At 63.1% G+C, this 15,681-nt stretch carries 16 protein-coding genes; 14 read left to right on the top strand and 2 right to left on the bottom strand.

Annotated elements, in window-relative coordinates:
* Position 1 precedes the first annotated feature (1 nt).
* From L286_RS46905 to L286_RS46840, 14 genes are all read left to right on the top strand, one after another.
* The gene (locus L286_RS46905) at positions 2 to 1,192 is read left to right on the top strand and encodes a hypothetical protein (protein WP_021224153.1); all 1,191 of its coding nucleotides are present in this window, start codon (positions 2 to 4) and stop codon (positions 1,190 to 1,192) included.
* A 13-nt stretch (positions 1,193 to 1,205) separates the two neighbouring features.
* The gene (locus L286_RS46900) at positions 1,206 to 1,973 is read left to right on the top strand and encodes a hypothetical protein (protein WP_021224152.1); all 768 of its coding nucleotides are present in this window, start codon (positions 1,206 to 1,208) and stop codon (positions 1,971 to 1,973) included.
* Between the two features lie 159 nt (positions 1,974 to 2,132).
* On the top strand, positions 2,133 to 2,840 hold the full coding sequence (locus tag L286_RS46895) for a hypothetical protein (RefSeq protein WP_021224150.1): 708 nt from the start codon (positions 2,133 to 2,135) through the stop codon (positions 2,838 to 2,840).
* Positions 2,841 to 6,776 carry a hypothetical protein gene (locus L286_RS49495; protein WP_021224149.1) on the top strand — a complete coding sequence of 1,312 codons (3,936 nt, stop codon included), beginning with the start codon at positions 2,841 to 2,843 and terminating at the stop codon, positions 6,774 to 6,776.
* 144 nt (positions 6,777 to 6,920) lie between these two features.
* Positions 6,921 to 10,694 (top strand): hypothetical protein, encoded by a 3,774-nt coding sequence (locus L286_RS46885; protein WP_152522364.1) that lies wholly within the window; start codon positions 6,921 to 6,923, stop codon positions 10,692 to 10,694.
* Entirely contained in the window at positions 10,691 to 11,236 is a 546-nt protein-coding gene (locus L286_RS46880) for a DUF4376 domain-containing protein (RefSeq protein WP_021224147.1), read from the top strand. The genes L286_RS46885 and L286_RS46880 overlap by 4 nt, the downstream gene beginning before the upstream one ends.
* Positions 11,233 to 11,442 carry a hypothetical protein gene (locus L286_RS46875; protein ID WP_021224146.1) on the top strand — a complete coding sequence of 70 codons (210 nt, stop codon included), beginning with the start codon at positions 11,233 to 11,235 and terminating at the stop codon, positions 11,440 to 11,442. Before L286_RS46880 ends, L286_RS46875 begins: the two co-directional genes overlap by 4 nt.
* A gap of 66 nt (positions 11,443 to 11,508) precedes the next feature.
* Positions 11,509 to 11,886 carry a hypothetical protein gene (locus tag L286_RS46870; protein WP_021224145.1) on the top strand — a complete coding sequence of 126 codons (378 nt, stop codon included), beginning with the start codon at positions 11,509 to 11,511 and terminating at the stop codon, positions 11,884 to 11,886.
* A gap of 62 nt (positions 11,887 to 11,948) precedes the next feature.
* Positions 11,949 to 12,506: a glycoside hydrolase family 108 protein gene (locus L286_RS46865; protein ID WP_031293681.1), complete on the top strand. Its 558-nt coding sequence runs from the start codon at positions 11,949 to 11,951 to the stop codon at positions 12,504 to 12,506.
* Entirely contained in the window at positions 12,503 to 12,775 is a 273-nt protein-coding gene (locus L286_RS46860) for a hypothetical protein (protein ID WP_021224143.1), read from the top strand. The genes L286_RS46865 and L286_RS46860 overlap by 4 nt, the downstream gene beginning before the upstream one ends.
* Before the next feature lie 22 nt (positions 12,776 to 12,797).
* On the top strand, positions 12,798 to 13,172 hold the full coding sequence (locus L286_RS46855) for a hypothetical protein (RefSeq protein WP_037493747.1): 375 nt from the start codon (positions 12,798 to 12,800) through the stop codon (positions 13,170 to 13,172).
* Between the two features lies 1 nt (position 13,173).
* On the top strand, positions 13,174 to 13,392 hold the full coding sequence (locus tag L286_RS46850) for a hypothetical protein (protein WP_021224141.1): 219 nt from the start codon (positions 13,174 to 13,176) through the stop codon (positions 13,390 to 13,392).
* 3 nt (positions 13,393 to 13,395) lie between these two features.
* Entirely contained in the window at positions 13,396 to 13,770 is a 375-nt protein-coding gene (locus tag L286_RS46845) for a hypothetical protein (protein WP_021224140.1), read from the top strand.
* 3 nt (positions 13,771 to 13,773) lie between these two features.
* Positions 13,774 to 14,565, top strand: a complete 792-nt coding sequence (locus tag L286_RS46840) for a hypothetical protein (RefSeq protein ID WP_152522363.1) — start codon at positions 13,774 to 13,776, stop codon at positions 14,563 to 14,565.
* A 177-nt stretch (positions 14,566 to 14,742) separates the two neighbouring features.
* Here L286_RS46840 and L286_RS46835 read toward each other — a convergent pair whose 3' ends face one another.
* Positions 14,743 to 15,027: a hypothetical protein gene (locus tag L286_RS46835; RefSeq protein WP_031293679.1), complete on the bottom strand. Its 285-nt coding sequence runs from the start codon at positions 15,025 to 15,027 to the stop codon at positions 14,743 to 14,745.
* Between the two features lie 183 nt (positions 15,028 to 15,210).
* A complete protein-coding gene (locus tag L286_RS46830) occupies positions 15,211 to 15,666 on the bottom strand; it encodes a hypothetical protein (RefSeq protein ID WP_021224137.1) in 456 nt (151 codons plus the stop codon).
* Positions 15,667 to 15,681: the final 15 nt, after the last annotated feature.

Below are 15,681 nucleotides of genomic sequence, written 5' to 3'. Positions count from 1 at the left end.
CATGGGCTTGAAGGTCAACAAGACGGCGCTCGCCATCGCGCAGCAGCCGATCATCGACACGTTCGTGCAGCCCAGCGCAACGACCGAAGTGCTGCCCATCGCGAACTGCAATTTCAACATTCAGGGCGTGACCGTCGCGAATGAAGAATATACCGGCTCGGTCCACAAGAACGGGGACGAGGTGATCGGCAAGAACTGCACGCTCACCTTCAACATCTATCTGCGCCCGCCGACGGGCGGCGCCGTGCCGGCCGCCAATGCGTTTCTGCCCGGCCGAATCCTCCAGGCAGCCAAGTTCACCGAGAACCGGGTGTCGGCGGCGATCCCGGCCGCGCCCGAAGCGATCGGCGCCGGTCCGACCACCACCAGCGTCACGCTGGGGGCGACTGCCGCTGCCACGGCCGGCCTGTATAAGGGCCTGCTGGTATCGCTCGCCAGCATCGGAACGACCTATGCCCAGCGCCTGACCGCGATCCGGTCCTATACCGCTGGCAAGCTGGCGACGCTAATGGAAACCCTGGGCGCGCCGCCCGACGGCAATTACCAGATCCCGCCGCAACTGGCCTATCAACGCTCCATCGCGGAAACGGACCCCGATCCGCTGTCGCTGTCACTCTGGCTGGACGGCCTGCGGTTCGACCTGGTGAACATGCGCGTCTCCGGCCTGCGCATCAACCTGCCGACGTCCACCCGCCAGCAGGGCGCGATTCCGATGCTGGAAGTCACCATGACCGGGTCCATCCAGGGCACGGCGGACGAAGCGACGCCCACCATCCCCGCCCTGGGCGCGGTGCCGAAGTTCCGCGACGGCGACCTGTGGATTGCGGGCAAGGCCGTGGGCGGTTCGTCCATCATCATCGACCTAGGCCTGCGCACCGCTGCGGCCCCGAACCCGAACAAATCGGACGGTTCGGATGCGGAGGAACTGGTGGAGAGCAAGACCACCGTCACCGCCGACCTGCAGAAATATCGCAAGGCGCAATTCGACACGCTGGCGCTGGCCGACGCGCAGGCCCAGCATGCGGTCTGGGCGCAATATGGCTATGGCGCCGGGTCGGTGGTCAGCGTCAACGTGCCTGATGCCCGCTTCAACTATCGCTCGCCCAATGTCGGCGGCGACTTCGTGAACGAAACCGGCGACCTGTTCGTGGACGCGGCCGACCGGAACGTCTCGATCGTCTTCCCCTTCTAACCCGGAGAATATCGTGGCCTCTGTTCCCTATGAGGCCAGCGAGATCCATCGGTTCACCCCCGATGCGCTGGCCAATATCGAAAACCCGCCGGTCTTTCGCTTGCGCGCAGTCAGCCGCCGCGAGCGGCGCCGGTACGACCGCCTCATGATCGAGGAAGGTTTGCGGCTGCATGACCGGGAAGCCATGCGCGCCGAAACCCTGCGCGGCCTGCGCGCCCTCTCCAGCGACGATGAATTCGAAACCTGGGAACCCCTGCTGCGCCAGCACTGGGATGCGCGGGACGAGTGGGAGGAAGAGCATCGCGGAAAGCCCATCGATGACATTCCCGATTTTACATGCCCCGGACCGTCGGACGAGGAAATTTCCACCGTTACGCGCGGCATTCATGAAAACTGGCCGCCGCTGCGGAAGCTGGCCGCCGACAACGTGATCTTCAATCGGGAAGCGCCCGCCCTGCTCATCTCTGTGGTGCTGGCGGGCTGGTCGGGCATCGCGACGCCCTTCTCTTCACGCGAGGGCGTCCTCAGCCTGGATACGGTTGAGGCGCTGGACGCCGACCTTACCGAACTGGAAAAGGCGAACGGCCTTCCCGAAGGCAAGGCGTTCGTGGAACTGTACGTCGAAGCGTCCAACCGCATGTTCCTGTCGAAGGAAGCGGAAAAAAACTCCTTATCGCCGCCGCCATCGCCCACCGACCAGCCGACTTCGACGACTGGAACGGAGTCACAGAATGGCACATCGACGGCGTCGGCGATTTCAGACGAAACCCCCGCGACCTAGTCAGCGATGACGATTTCGACCTGCTGCGCCTCTATCATCAATGCGATCGGGGACTCAGCGGGATGGTGTGGCCGGATGGCGGCGCCCTGCTCGATCAGCCCACGCTGCTGGTGCAGGCCTTCGCCATCATCGGCAACCAGCTTGCGCGGCTGAAAAGCAATGCCGATTAGGCCTTCGCTTCGCCCACCCAGCCTCAATCATTTCCGCGATTTCCAGAGGGGCGGCATCCAGCGACTGGAGAATGCCGCCCTGGTCGCATCGGATCGCGGCGCGCGCATGGTCGTGTCGACCCTCCGGGCGGAGATGGCGGCGGCCGGGCTGGGCCGGCTGGGCAACGCCATCACGTCGACGTCAGACCTGCGGCGCTCCGGCCGGGTTCATCGCCGGGGCGCGGAAGGCTTTTCCGCGTCGGGCATCGTCCACCTTCGGACGGAGAATGAACGCACCGTCGGCGCCATCATCTCCTACACCGAAGGGGCGGAGATAACGCCCCGCGGCCCATGGCTGTGGATCGCCAGCGATGATTTGCAGAAGCGGGTCAAAGGCAATTTCCGGATGACGCCGGCGCGGTATCGCGCCGGCGGCTATGAAAGCAAGATCGGGCCGCTTGTCCAGATACCCGGCCGGCATCCGGGCGAAGCGCTGCTGATCGTCCGGAACGTCACCACGCGCATGGCCGGTCGCGCCAATCCCCGCCGGCTTCCCGCCAGTGGCCGCGTCCGCGCTGGCCGCGCCCTCCAGGAACAGTTCGTCGCCTTCATCGGCATCCGCCGCACCTCTCGCCGCGCACGGGTCAATCCGCGCGCGATCCTCGCCTGGGCCAGGTCCAACCTGCCCTTTCTCATCCGCCAAGCCCTGGGGAAGTAAGTGACCGATCAGTCCGCGATCTTTCCGGCGTTCATCCGCGCCGAATATGATCCCTCCGGCCAAGGCTTCTCGCTTTTCGAACGGGAGGCCGGGGAGTCGGCCGCCCGCGCGCGCCGCGCCTTCGAAGCCAATTTCGCCGAGGTGGAGCGCGTCATCAACGGCGCGGTCTCGCGCGGGTTGAAGACGTCCGGCGCGATAGACCTTGGTGTCGCTGAATTCCGCCAGGCGGCCGCACAGGCCAAGGCCTATGAACTCTCGCTCCGCACCACGCGGGACGCGGCGCAGGCGCTTGCCATCTCGACCGGCGACACGTCCGCGCAGACCCGCTCCTACCTCCAGGCGCTCAGCGCCCAGGTCGTGGAGGCGACACGCGCCAGGGAAGCCGCCGACGCCCAGGTCACGACTTATACCCGGTTGCAGGCTGAGATCGACGCCACTGCGGCGCGCAACACCGCCCTGGCCGCTTCCTATCGCGAACTCTATGCGGAGCAGGCTCGCGCGGCGCGGGACGAAGTCTACGCGCGACGGTCGCAGGAAAGCTACAACGGCGCGCTGGGCGTCTCCCGCCCGTCAGCAATGGCAGGCGGCGCGGGATTTTCCGCGCTGGACCAGCAGGTCCGCGACATGGAACGCCTGGGAATAGCCGCCACTCAACTGCACGCCCAGTTGGACCCCATGTACGCGGCCCAGCAGCGGTTCAACCAGGCGCTGGACACCGCAGACGATCTTCTGAAGGCGAACATCATCGATGAGCGGCTGCATGCCGCCGCGGTGCAGAATGCCCGCGATCAGCTTCAGGCGCACAGCAACGCCATTCATGCTCAGAATGACGGTTTCCATCAGTTGGCCCGTGGATCCGGCATCCTGCGGCAGGCCTATATCCAGACGGGCCAGCAGGGGCAGGATCTGGTCATCAGCCTCATCGGCGGCCAAAGGGCGAGCGTCGTGTTCGCGCAGCAGTTGCCGCAGTTGGCCTTCGCCCTGTCCGGGCTGGGGGTGCAGGCCGATGGCACGCAGAAGGGCATCGGGCGCATAGCGACCCTGCTATCCGGCCCGTGGGGCATTGCCTTCACAGGCGCAGCCTTCGCCGTTGGACTGCTGGTCGAAAAACTCTGGCAACACGATGAGGCGTCCAAGGCAACCAAAAAGGCCATCGAGGAAGAGAAGCGCGCCATCGAGGCTCTGAATGAGGCTGCGGAGCGATCAATCCAGACAACGGAAGATCGGGCGCGCGCTGCCTTTATTGACATCGATATTCGGCGTCAAAATGCGCAAGCTACTCGCGATGAAACGAAGGCCATGCTGGAGCAGGCCAAGATCGCGGCTGAAAAGAAGCGCGATGATGTGAAGATTACCGCGCGCGGCGACGTCATCAATCCTGGCTTCGTTGCCGCCACCCGCGAGGTTGAGCGACTAACTCAACTGCTCAAAGACAATCAGGATCAGTTGGACCGGCTCTCGCGCAATACAAATATCAATCGCGGCAACTACATCGCCAGCATCACCGACCAGATGCGGACGGCGGAGGGTCGTGCGAACCGACGCTTCGACATCGAGCGCAACAGTGTCATCGCCAAGGGCGGATCGGACGAAGCAGTTGCCAACGCTCTCGCACGCATCGAAACAGCCCGCGCCGCCGAACTGGCGAAGATCCGCGAAACCGAACAGGCCCTAAAATCCAGCGGCACCGCCCGCGACCGGGAAGCCGCGACCGTCGGCCAGGTCAGCAAGCTGCTGCTTTCCGCATTCGGCGGCACCATCACCTCGACCACCGGCAGCCAGCACGTCAGGGGATCCTACCACTATAAGGGGCAGGCGGTGGACTTCGTGCCTGCCGGGGGCATGGGTTCGATCACGAAGGCGCAGATCCGCGCCGCCGCCGAAGCGGCGGGCCTGACGGTCAAGGAACTGCTCGGCCCCGGCGACAAGGGCCATAGCGACCATTTTCACCTTGCATGGGCTGGCGGCAAGAACGAGGTCAACAGCGACCGCATCAACGACCAGTTGGCGCGGGCGGCCGAGCGACAGGCGGAAGAAGCGAAACGCCAGGCGGAGGAACTGCAGCGCGCCGCCGAAACTCTGTTCAGCAAGTTCGACCAGGGCCGCGCCGCCGCCGTGGAATATGCCGACGCGCTGGCGGAAATCGACCGGGTGATGAAGGCGGGGCTTATCTCGCCCGATGACGCTCTCGCCTATGGCATTGCCGCCGCGCAGCAGAAGGTGGCGAATGACAATGAGCGCAACCAGCGCGCCATGGATCAGATGGACAAGGATCTGTGGGGCGACCGGAAAAAGGAAGGCGAACTCTTCAACGAACAGCAGGAAGACAGCCTTCGCCGCCAGCGCGAACTTGCGCGTGAAGCCAATCGCCAGATCGATACCGGACTCCAGCACATTGCGGACTTTTTCGGAAACGATGTCGCGCGCTTCCTCGCCCGTGTCTCAGAAAGAGCGCCTGCGGATTCCGGCCTTAGTCTGCTGCTCAAAGGCGTCGGAGCAGGAACCGACCTGTTCAATGACAGCCTGTCCAAAGCCATCTCCAGCGGTATTGAGGAAATTTTCGGCAAGGAGAACGTGGAGAAGATCGGCAAGACGCTGGGTGAGGCCATGGGAGCCGCCGGTGTCGGCGCTTCCGCCGGCAATCTTGCTTTCGGCGGAGCGAACAGCGCGCTCGGCAGCAGCATCGGCGGCGCGCTCGGCAACAAGATCGGCGAGAAATTCCTGACGAAGGGATTGGAGAAGATCGCCAAGGGCTTGGGCGACTTCGCCGGCCCACTCGGCTCCATCGCCGGCGGCCTGCTGGGCGGCGCCCTGGGCGGGTTGCTGTCGAAGCCGAAATGGGGCACTGCCGTCGTTACCGGCCAGGGCAGCGGCGATGTCACCGTGGCGGGGAACAAGGCTGCCTATCGGTCCAACGCAAACCTGGCGGGGACTTCGATCCAGAGCGGGCTGGACGCCATCGCCGAGCAGCTTGGCGCCGACATCGGCGATTATTCCGTCAGCATCGGCCAATATAAGGGCAAATGGCGCGTCTCCACTACCGGCCGCAGCGGCAAGTTGAAGGCGAAATATGGCGACGTGACCGACTTCGGCAAGGAAGGCGGCGAGGACGCGATCAAGTTCGCCATTTCCGATGCGGTGAAGGACGGCGCGCTGCTGGGCCTGCGGGCGTCGACCCAGGCGCTGTTGACGCGGTCGAGCGACATCGAAGGCCAGCTTCAGAAGGCGCTCGACTTCGAAGGGGTGTTCCATCGGCTGAAGGAATATACCGACCCGGTCGGCGCGGCGATGGACACGCTGGACAAGGAATTCAACCGGCTGAAAAAGATATTCGAGGAAGCCGGCGCCTCGACCGAAGAATATGCATCGCTGGAGGAATTGTACGGCAAGGAGCGCGCCGCCGCGGTCAAGGATGCGGCGGAGAAGGTCACGGCCTCGCTCAAATCGCTGTTCGATGAACTGACCGTCGGCAACGACGCCCGGTCGCTCCGGGAGCGGCTGGCGGAGGCGCAGGCCAAATATAACCCCCTCGCCCAGCGCGTGGCGGGCGGCGACATCTCCGCCTATGACGACTATTCCGACGCGGCGCGGACGCTGCTCGACCTGCAAAGGCAGGTCTACGGATCCAGCGAGGATTATTTCAAGCTGCTGGACCAGGTGACGGCGCTGACGAAGACGCGCATCGACGCGGAATCCAATGTCGCCTCCATCTCTGCGGCGCGCGACAGCATCTTCGCCAGCGAGTCCGCTGCCGCTCCCGTGGTTTCGGCCACCGAATCCCAGACCCAGCAGTTGGTCGCCGCCCTGAACGGCCAGACGGGGTCGTTGGCAACCATCCTGCAGGCGATCCTCAACAATCAACTCGCGGCCATGCGCGGGTCAGGAGCGGGCACTCCGGTCGCGTCCAATCTGCTTTCGGCGAGGGGCAACTTCTAAACCATGCATATCCTTGCCGAACTTTCTCCCCTCAACGCGGTTGACGGGAGCCGCCCCGTGCTGCGCGCTTCGTCGGCGCAGGACCGGCGGCTTAACGGCGTTGCGGGAGAGCGGTGGTGGCCCGCCATATCCAAGCGGCCGTCATTGGGGATTCCGCTGTTCGATGGCGACTTCACCCAGAACGTTGAGCCTGGGTCGGCCGCCCTCGCCATTCGCATCGATGCGCTGGCCAACCTGCACGCGTCGGCGCGCGCCCTGCGCTGGGCTGGCGCAGGGATCACGCTCTACGCCGTCGATCCCGCCGCATCGCTCAACGCCGCGGGCAGCTATGACCTCCCCTCCCTGGCCGGGGCCATGATCTTCAAGGGCAAGATCAGCGAGTTCGGCAAGGAGGGCAACGCCCTCACCCTGACCGCGGAGGTCGACCAGGAGCCGTTCCAGAAGGACGTGCTGCAACTGGCCTATGCCGGAACCGGCGACGCGGAGGGCGGCGAGGATCTGAAGGGCCGCCTGAAGCCATGGATATTCGGCCGGGCGCTGAACGTCGAGCCGGTCCCGATCAGCACCGTGGACAATGTTTTCCAGTTCAGCGCCTATGCAATCCAGGGCATTTCGGCGCTGTATGAGCGCGGCGCTTCGCTGGGTTCCAGCATCGGCAATTATGCGACCTATGCGCAACTGGTGGCGGCCGACATTCCGAACGGCCGCTGGGCCACCTGCCACGCGCTGGGGATGGCACGGCTGGGCGCGCCCCCGGCGGGCGTCATCACCGGCGACGTGGACGGCGACAATGGCGGCGGATTCCTGCGCAAGACGGGCGCCATCGTCCAGCGCATCGCGGCGGTGCTGGGCATATCGTCGTCGCTGGTCGACGCGGCGTCTTGGGACGCGCTGGACGCGGCGGTCCCCTACAATGTGAATATCGTCATCACGGAACAGTCCAGCCTGCTGGACCTGGCCCGCCGCATGGCGCGGCCCTGCAACGCGCAGGCGGGCGTGGACCTGGTCGGGCGGCTGTTTGCTGTGCGTCCCACCTTCGCCGCGCCGAGCCTGACGCTGGACTGCCAGGGACGCCGCCTGCCGCCGGTGCGGCGCTGCTCCGAAGCCGATGTCAGCGCTCCGTACAAGCGCATCATGTTCGGCGCGGCGCGCAGTTGGCGGGTGCATACGTTCGATGAGATCGCCTTCGACGCGCCGCTGATCGATTGTGGCGAATATAGCCCGACCACCGTCTATCGACGGGGCAATATCGTATCCCTGCCGAACGGGTCGCGCTGGCTCTATGCGTCCGATACGCCCCATGCCGGTTCCGGGCCAGGCGACGACAATCCCGATTGGGAAAAGCTGTTCGGGCCGATCACGGCCGGCAACATCACCTATGAAGACGGGACGCCGGTTGAAGACCTGAAGCCTGCGGAGCCGAACGCGACGCACGGCGCGACGCCGGAGCAGATGGAGCAGATTGCCGCTCCCAACATCACCCTGTCACGCCCGACAGTCACGCTTTGGGCCTATGAGAACGGTATCGTCACCGACTTTTCCAATGCCAACGGCCTGGTCAAGGTTATGTCGGGCGGTGTCGATGTCACTGCATCGGCCGCATTATCGGCCACGGCCACAGGCTGCACCGGCACGATCAACACGACGACAGCCAGCCCTGTCGCGGGCCAGCCCAAGGGCTATTACCGCGTCACCGCCATGTCGGGGGATGCGGCCAAGCTGACCCTCACGGCGGTCTATGGCGGCAAGACTGTGACGTCCGAGTTCCAGTTGACCAAGATCAAGGCTGGCTATGAGATCGTGGCATCAACGCTGCCGACGACAAACCTGTTTGAAGGTCGGCTGGTATATCGGGAAAGCGACGGCAAGCTCTACCGCTATAAGAGCGGCGCGTGGACGGCCGCGATCAACGGCGCGGACATCGACAATGCCACGCTGACGACAGCGAAATTCGCGGCCGGCATCGAACCGATTGCCCTTGTCGGTCCTACCTTGCCAGTGGTGAAGAGTACCAATACCGTCTTCAATACCTCGGACGGCAAGCTCTACCGCTGGAACGGCTCTGCCTATGTGGCGACGGTCGCGGCGGGCGATGTTATTGGCAAGATTGTCGGCACACAGATCGATGATAACTCCATCCAGACGCCGCATCTGGCTGCTGGGGCGGTGGTCGCATCAAAGATGTCGATCATCCCCAACAACATGTGCGCCGACCCGTTCTTCGAGGACATGTCCTATTGGAATTACCGGGTCGATCAGCAGAGCGCCTGGGCCTACCTGAATGAGACCGGCTGGGCATCGGTCGCGATGAATGTGCCGCGCGCCATCAACATCGGTGGCCCGCAAAGCGAGCGTATCCATATCGGCACCGGGTTGCAGAAGTGCGATAGCCAGGGTGAGACCTTCTGGCTCCGCGCGCATGGTCGGAACACAACACCGACCAGCGGCACGGGAACGATCCTCAGATGCGCCGTATGGTTCTATGGCGGTGACCCGCTGACAATCATCGGGCAAGCGCAAGTAGATTTCGCTCCAGGAACGCCCAACGCTGGCGAGATCAAGTCGACCAAGTTCACATTCCCGGCGAACTGCATTTATTACCGGATCGCCATCTATAACGGGGAGGCGTGGGCCGCGACCGGAAACCTGTCGATCTCCGCAATTCGTTTGCAGAAGGCGGCAGATGCAAGCCTGATCGTTGAAGGTGCGGTCCTTGCAGAGCATCTGGGCGCGGATAGCGTCACTGCCGGGAAGGTGGCAGCGGCAGCGATCAACACCCGAGAACTGGCAGCAAACTCGGTCCGCGCGAACCAGATGGCCATTATGCCGGACAATATGTGCCCAGACCCCTACTTTGATGATGCGGGCCTTAATGGATATTGGTCATCGATTGAATCGGGCTGGGTCTTGCGGGAGCCGAACGGTACCAATGCGGCAACTGTCATGGCCACGCCCCGCGTTGCTGAAGTGGGACCCGGCGCTGCCTCGCGACGGCATATCACCTCCATCAGGAAGAAGATCAACGGCGCGGACGGCCTCACCTACAACTTCCGCGTAAGGGGCCGGAATACTGCGCCCAGCGGATCAAGCGTTTTGCGCGTGGCGGTACAGTTTTACGACGAAGCGGGAACCTACATCACCCAGGCCAACATCGACTTCGCGCCGGGAGAAAACACGACCAAGTCGCGGCAATTCACTTTCCCGGCTAACTGCCACTCCTATCACTTGCGCGCTTACAATGACGTTGCTTTCGCGTCCGGATATATGGCGTTTACCGCGTGCAAGCTTGAAGTCGCCGCCAGTGCGGAGCTGATCGTCGATGGCGATATTCTCGCCCGGCATCTCGCCTCCAACTCTGTCACTACCGACAAACTCGATGCCGGTGCTGTCACCGCCGCGAAGATCAGCGTCACTTCATTGGCCGCCATCAGCGCCAATCTCGGCAATGTGGCGATCAGCGGCAACCTGGTTGTCGATGGGACAATCACCACGGGAAAGATCACGAACAACGCCGTCAACAAGACGGTTTATTCGCAGCTTTCCAACCCTGGATACGATGTGTTCAAGGGCGTCAACACGGGCAGCGGGTACGCAGTTTATTCGACGACATTTGCCAAAGACGAAGGCAGCTCCGCGCTTGAGTTCGAAGCGTCCGTAAGCCTTCTGCCAAACGGCAACGCCAGCCCGACAATGTGGATACGCATTTACATCGACGGAACGCAGCACTGGTTCCGTCGGCATGACATGACGATGGCTGGCTCTGGCTCTGCCTTCATATCATTCCGCTACCGAGTGAGCGGCCTGTCCGCTGGCAACCATATTTGCAGTTTCAATTTCGAGTTTTTCGGCCCGAACGATGGCAGCAAGGTGGTCCTAGGCGAGGGCACCAACTTCCAGATTACCGAGGTGAAGAAATGAATGAATACTTCGTCATCTATGACGTTGGCACGGGTCAGGAGCTTATCCGGGGCTTCGGGCCGGAGGGAACGGCAGGCCTTCAATCACTCATCGGGAATCGCGGGGTGGTGACGATCCCTGCGGAGGACTTCAACGCCCAAACTCAGTTGCTTGACATTGACCCTATAGTCTTGCGCGCGTCGTTGTGGGATTTTACCAAGACGATCCGCGCATCCTTCGCGGTCGGCGGCGCGGTGACCAGTTGGGGAATCGTCGATAGTCAGCCCCTCCATATCCAGAATCTTCAGCTCAAGGTGGGCGTTGCCATGCTGCGAAAATCACGCGGCGATGACGCGCCCCTGGAGTTCACGATGAAGGACAACAGCGTCGTTTCGCTCACGCCGACGGAAATGATGGTGATGGCGGGCGAGGCGATGGAGTTTGTCGACGGCATCTACAATTATGCCCGCGATCTGCGCACGCAGATGGATGCCGCCCAAACAGCGCAAGAGGTGCTGGCAGTCGACATATTCCGGGGCTGGCCCGCGGCGCAGTCGGCATGATCTACCTTCAACGCATCATCCTGGCGATGGTCGCACAAGCAGAATATCGCTGGATTGAGAGCTTTGGCGCTGGGCGGCAGGCAAATATGCGGTCGTTGGGTCGGTTTGATCTTCGGGTTTGGCTGAAGCTTGTCACCGATTTCTTCGACCGCGAGGTCGCGCGGGTTGAATCTATGAGCGGCGAGGCAGTCAGCCCGGCCACCTGATTGCCGCTGTGATGTCCTGCGCCGATGCGCTTGAGCGGCATAATTACTCAAACAAGAAGGTGAACGATGGACGACGGCGGTCTGGCGGGTGACGTGGCGCAGGTTGCTGCGGGCGGCTTTAGCGTGGGGGGCGGAATATATGCGGTGCGTTGGCTCATTCTCTGGCTGACAGGCCGCGCCGATCGCGTGGCAGCGTCGAACGATCAGCAGCGGGCCGAACTGGACCAAAGCTGGAAGGCATATCGCCTCGCGCTGGAAGACCGGCTGGAGAAGCAGGATGAGCGGATCGAGCGATTGGAGCGTGAGGTGGAGGATTGCCACGCATCGAAGCGGGAAACCGAAGCCCAGCTCGCGCGCCTGCAAGCCTATGTCGACGGAGAGGGGCAAGCCCGGCAGTTGGGGGCCGTAATCGCGGCCCATGACCGTCGGCTTGGGTCGACCTGATCCATTCCCATGATCGGTGATTTTTTCGGGCGCTTCAGGCGCCCTTTTTTATGGAGAATGACATGGCCAAGACGCCGAAGGAGATGATCGACGACGTCATCACCCGGGAGGGCGATTACGTGAACCATCCCGCCGATCGAGGCGGGCCGACGCGGTTCGGGATCACGCAGGCTCTCGCGCGCAAGAACGGCTATAAGGGCGACATGAGGGTCTTTCCGCGTGGATCGGCCTTCGACATCTATTGGCGGCAGTTCGTCACCGCGACTGGCATCGATCTGCTCGCCAAACGCTCGCCTGAGTTGGCGGCGGAGGCGCTGGACACAGGCGTCAACATGGGCGCGCCCTGGGGCGTGATGTTCCTCCAGCGCGCGCTCAATGCCTTCAACGAGGGCGGGAAGCTTTGGCCCGATCTTGCCAAGATCGATGGCAACTATGGCAGCAAGAGTGACGCGGCACTGGCCGCCTATCTGGCGCATCCTCGGCGCGGACGGATCGATGTCCTGCTCGCCGCGATGAACGCGCTCCAGGGCGAGCGCTACATCGGCATAGCTGAACGCAACGGCTCACAGGAGGCGTTCGTGTATGGCTGGCTGCTCAATCGTGTGGCGATCGCGGCATGAACAACCGCCACAACGTCATCGCCTATCTGGCGACCCTCGCGGCCATCGTGATCATGTCGATCGTCGCGGCCGTGATTTGCGTCAGCGTCGAGCCGGACACCCATCTGGCGCAGATCGTGGCGGCCCTCGGCTTCATCAGCGCCGCCGTAACCGGCCTGATCGGCGTGATCGGCACCTTCAAGGCCCGCGACAGCGGCGAATCTGTGAATGAGCAACTGATCGCGAAGCTCCCACCTGTCGATCCGCCCATCAGCGACACCAAGTCCTGACCCACCGAAAAAGGAGAATGATATGAAATGCCTCATTGCGCTTTGCCTGCCGCTCGCCCTCATGGCATGCGGCGTCGTCACCGGAGCCATCAACAGCCTGCCCGCGCCGCCGGCGGCGGTGGCCGACAGCACTGTCCTGGACGAACAGGGCGCGCTGGCCGCCGAACTCGCCTACAAGGCGGCGCGGGTCGCCGTCGAAACCAGCGTCGACGCTGGGCTTATCAAGGGCGCAACGGCCGCAAAGATCGCAAAGCTCGATCAACGGGCTTTCACCGCCCTCGGCGTGGTCCGCAAAGCCTACGCCGCTGGGAACGCGACCAGCTACGCCAGCGCCCTTGTGGCAGCCCGTGCGGCTATTTCCGACCTTCTCACCCTAACCGGCAAGACGGGAGCCTGACATGAACATTTCTACCCTGCTGAACGTCCTGCCCGTTGTCGGGCCGGTCATCGCCAAAGCGCCCGAATTCGTGGCGCTATACCAGGCGGCGGCTTCCCTCCTGAATGATCCCGACCAGGCCACGGCCAAGGAGGCGCTGGCGGATATTCAGGTTGATAATGACGAAGGTCACGCACGGCTTCAGGCAAAGCTCGCTGCCGTCGCCGCGGCGGATGATTAAGAGATGCCGGCTAGCGCCAGCCGCATAGGCTTCATCACGCAGGCCGTCCGCAACGCCACCGCCGGTCCCGATGGGACTGTCATCGCGAAATATGGCGATCAAGCGCGCGACACGGAAGAACCGTTGGAATGCTTCTTCGACAATGTGGAAGACGCAGAAGCCGTGGCGGCCGAACGCTTGGCCCTGCTTTCGCCCGACCGCCGCCGTTTCGTGACAGAAATCAGCGGGACGGGCACGGGGGAATCGCTCGACTTCAACATGACTGCACCAACCGCCCGCATCATCGATAGCGAAAAGAGCGCCGACCTGCCGGCCATCGTCGTGGAACTGGGCATTGACTACGAGACGGATCGCTCCGTCCTCACCACCTGGGGATAATCCATGCCTGCCTTGCCCTTCATGTTTCAGCCTTACCCGCTGACTGCCATCGCGACCGGCAACGAGCGCGCAGAGAAGCCCGCCATCCACCTAGCCCAGTTCAAGCATATCGGCATGACCTGGCGCAGCAACGGCAACGGCAATATCTGGATCCGGGGCGATTTCGGGCAGGACCGCGTCGTGGACTTCGTGTCGCTGCTGCAGGCGAACGCGCAGCCCGGCACCACCATCAGGATCCGCTTGGGCGCATCGCAGGCCCAGGTGGACGGGAGCGCGCCTTATGACAGCGGCGCCCTGCCCTTCATCAGCCCCGCCATCACCAGAGAGGACGGGCTATACCATTCCCATCATGAACTGCCGGGGTCCGTCACGGCCCGCTGGTGGCGCATCGACATCGGCGGCCATAACGGCGACTTCGAGGCGGCCAAAGCGGTTTTCGGAAAGAAGATCACCCCAGCCCGTTATTACGACCGTAATTTCGAGTTCGGGGTGCAGGATCTGGGGTCGGTCGACTTCGGCCGGTGGGGGGTGCCGGAAGAAGAAGAGGGGCTGATCTTCCGGACCGTCACGTTCAAGCTGTCGTGGATTCCCGGCGCGGAATATGAGGCGAACTGGCGCCCGATGATCGAGAAAGTGGGAAGGCGGCAGCCGGTGTTCCTGTGCTTCGATCCCCAGGCAACGACCGCCCGGCAGGCGAAGACCTATTTCGGCGTGTTCCGCGATCCACCGTTCGCGACGGCAAGCGTCAAGCCAGGCACATTTGCCCAGGAATTTGCGCTGCTCAGCTTCATCTGATCCGGCGCCTGGTGAACGCCGGTAGGGCGGGCGGCGGGTAGCCACAGGCCTGCCGTCCGCCTGCTCACCAACCCAACCAGTTTCCCACTTCTCCGGCGGCGTTCGCGAAGCCCAGGAATACGCCAACGATGCTGATTGCACCAACAAGGGCAGCCTCGCTGTAGAAGAGGATTCGCCTCACGGCCTTTCTTCCAGCATGGCGTCGATCATGGCGCGCCAGACCGTCCCGACCTTGATTGATGGCGTGAACGGTAAATCCGCAGTCCAACCAGCGCGCTCCATCGCCTCGCTCGGCTCCCGGATCGCGGCGAGGACGGCACGCACCATCGCCTCAGCATCAATCACGCCATCAATAGGCACAGAGCGCAGATTGTCAGGCTCCCCGCCGACATAGGCACCCTGCTCCTGGGCTGCGTCGATGATGGCGCGCGCGGCGCGTTCAAGAGGTGGCTTTCCTACCATCGTCGATACCTTCCTTCTTCGGCCTTTCATCGATCCGACAGCCGACCTTCCAATAAATGGCGCGGGAGAATTCGCTGCGATCAGCCTCCCCTGCGATGATGGCGTCTTCCTCAGCATCTGCCCGAACGTCCCGCCACGGCCCCAGCGGCCTATCGAAGGAGTAGGCGCGGAATTCACGCTTCCTCAATCGACGCGCACCACCAGATTCCAGCCCAGGCGCTTCGCAAGCGCCTTCGCCGGTGAGGACCAGCCCCAGAAATCCATGGCCTGAAACTCCATGCTGCGACCGTCTTGATCTCCGGCGATGACCGCAGCGTCGGCAATGTCGACATGGCCCGGCTCATCGCTGCACCCGGCGCTCTCCGCCACCCATTTCCCCGATGGGGTTTCCCAAAGGCGGATCTCTGTCCATTTGGCCCGGTCTCGCTTGGGGTTGGTGGTATGTTCGCCCAGCAGCTTACCCAGAAATTGGTAGGTTGGTCCCCGATTACAAGCGATTTCCTCATGGGTGTATCCGTCGGCCAATGGGTCGGTGGACGCGCCTTTCCTGCTCTCGATGTAATCCTGCATATTCCGGGCGACCTGCTGGAAATGCTCCGCTGTGGGAATCCTGGTCCTGAATTTCGGTCTTTCCTTCATTTCCTATTCCCCCGA

This window comes from Sphingobium sp. HDIP04, assembly GCF_000445085.1.
Taxonomy (GTDB): Bacteria; Pseudomonadota; Alphaproteobacteria; order Sphingomonadales; family Sphingomonadaceae; genus Sphingobium; species Sphingobium indicum.
The sequence above is the reverse complement of the archived record's forward strand: the minus strand, read 5'-3'. Positions and strand labels throughout refer to the sequence as shown.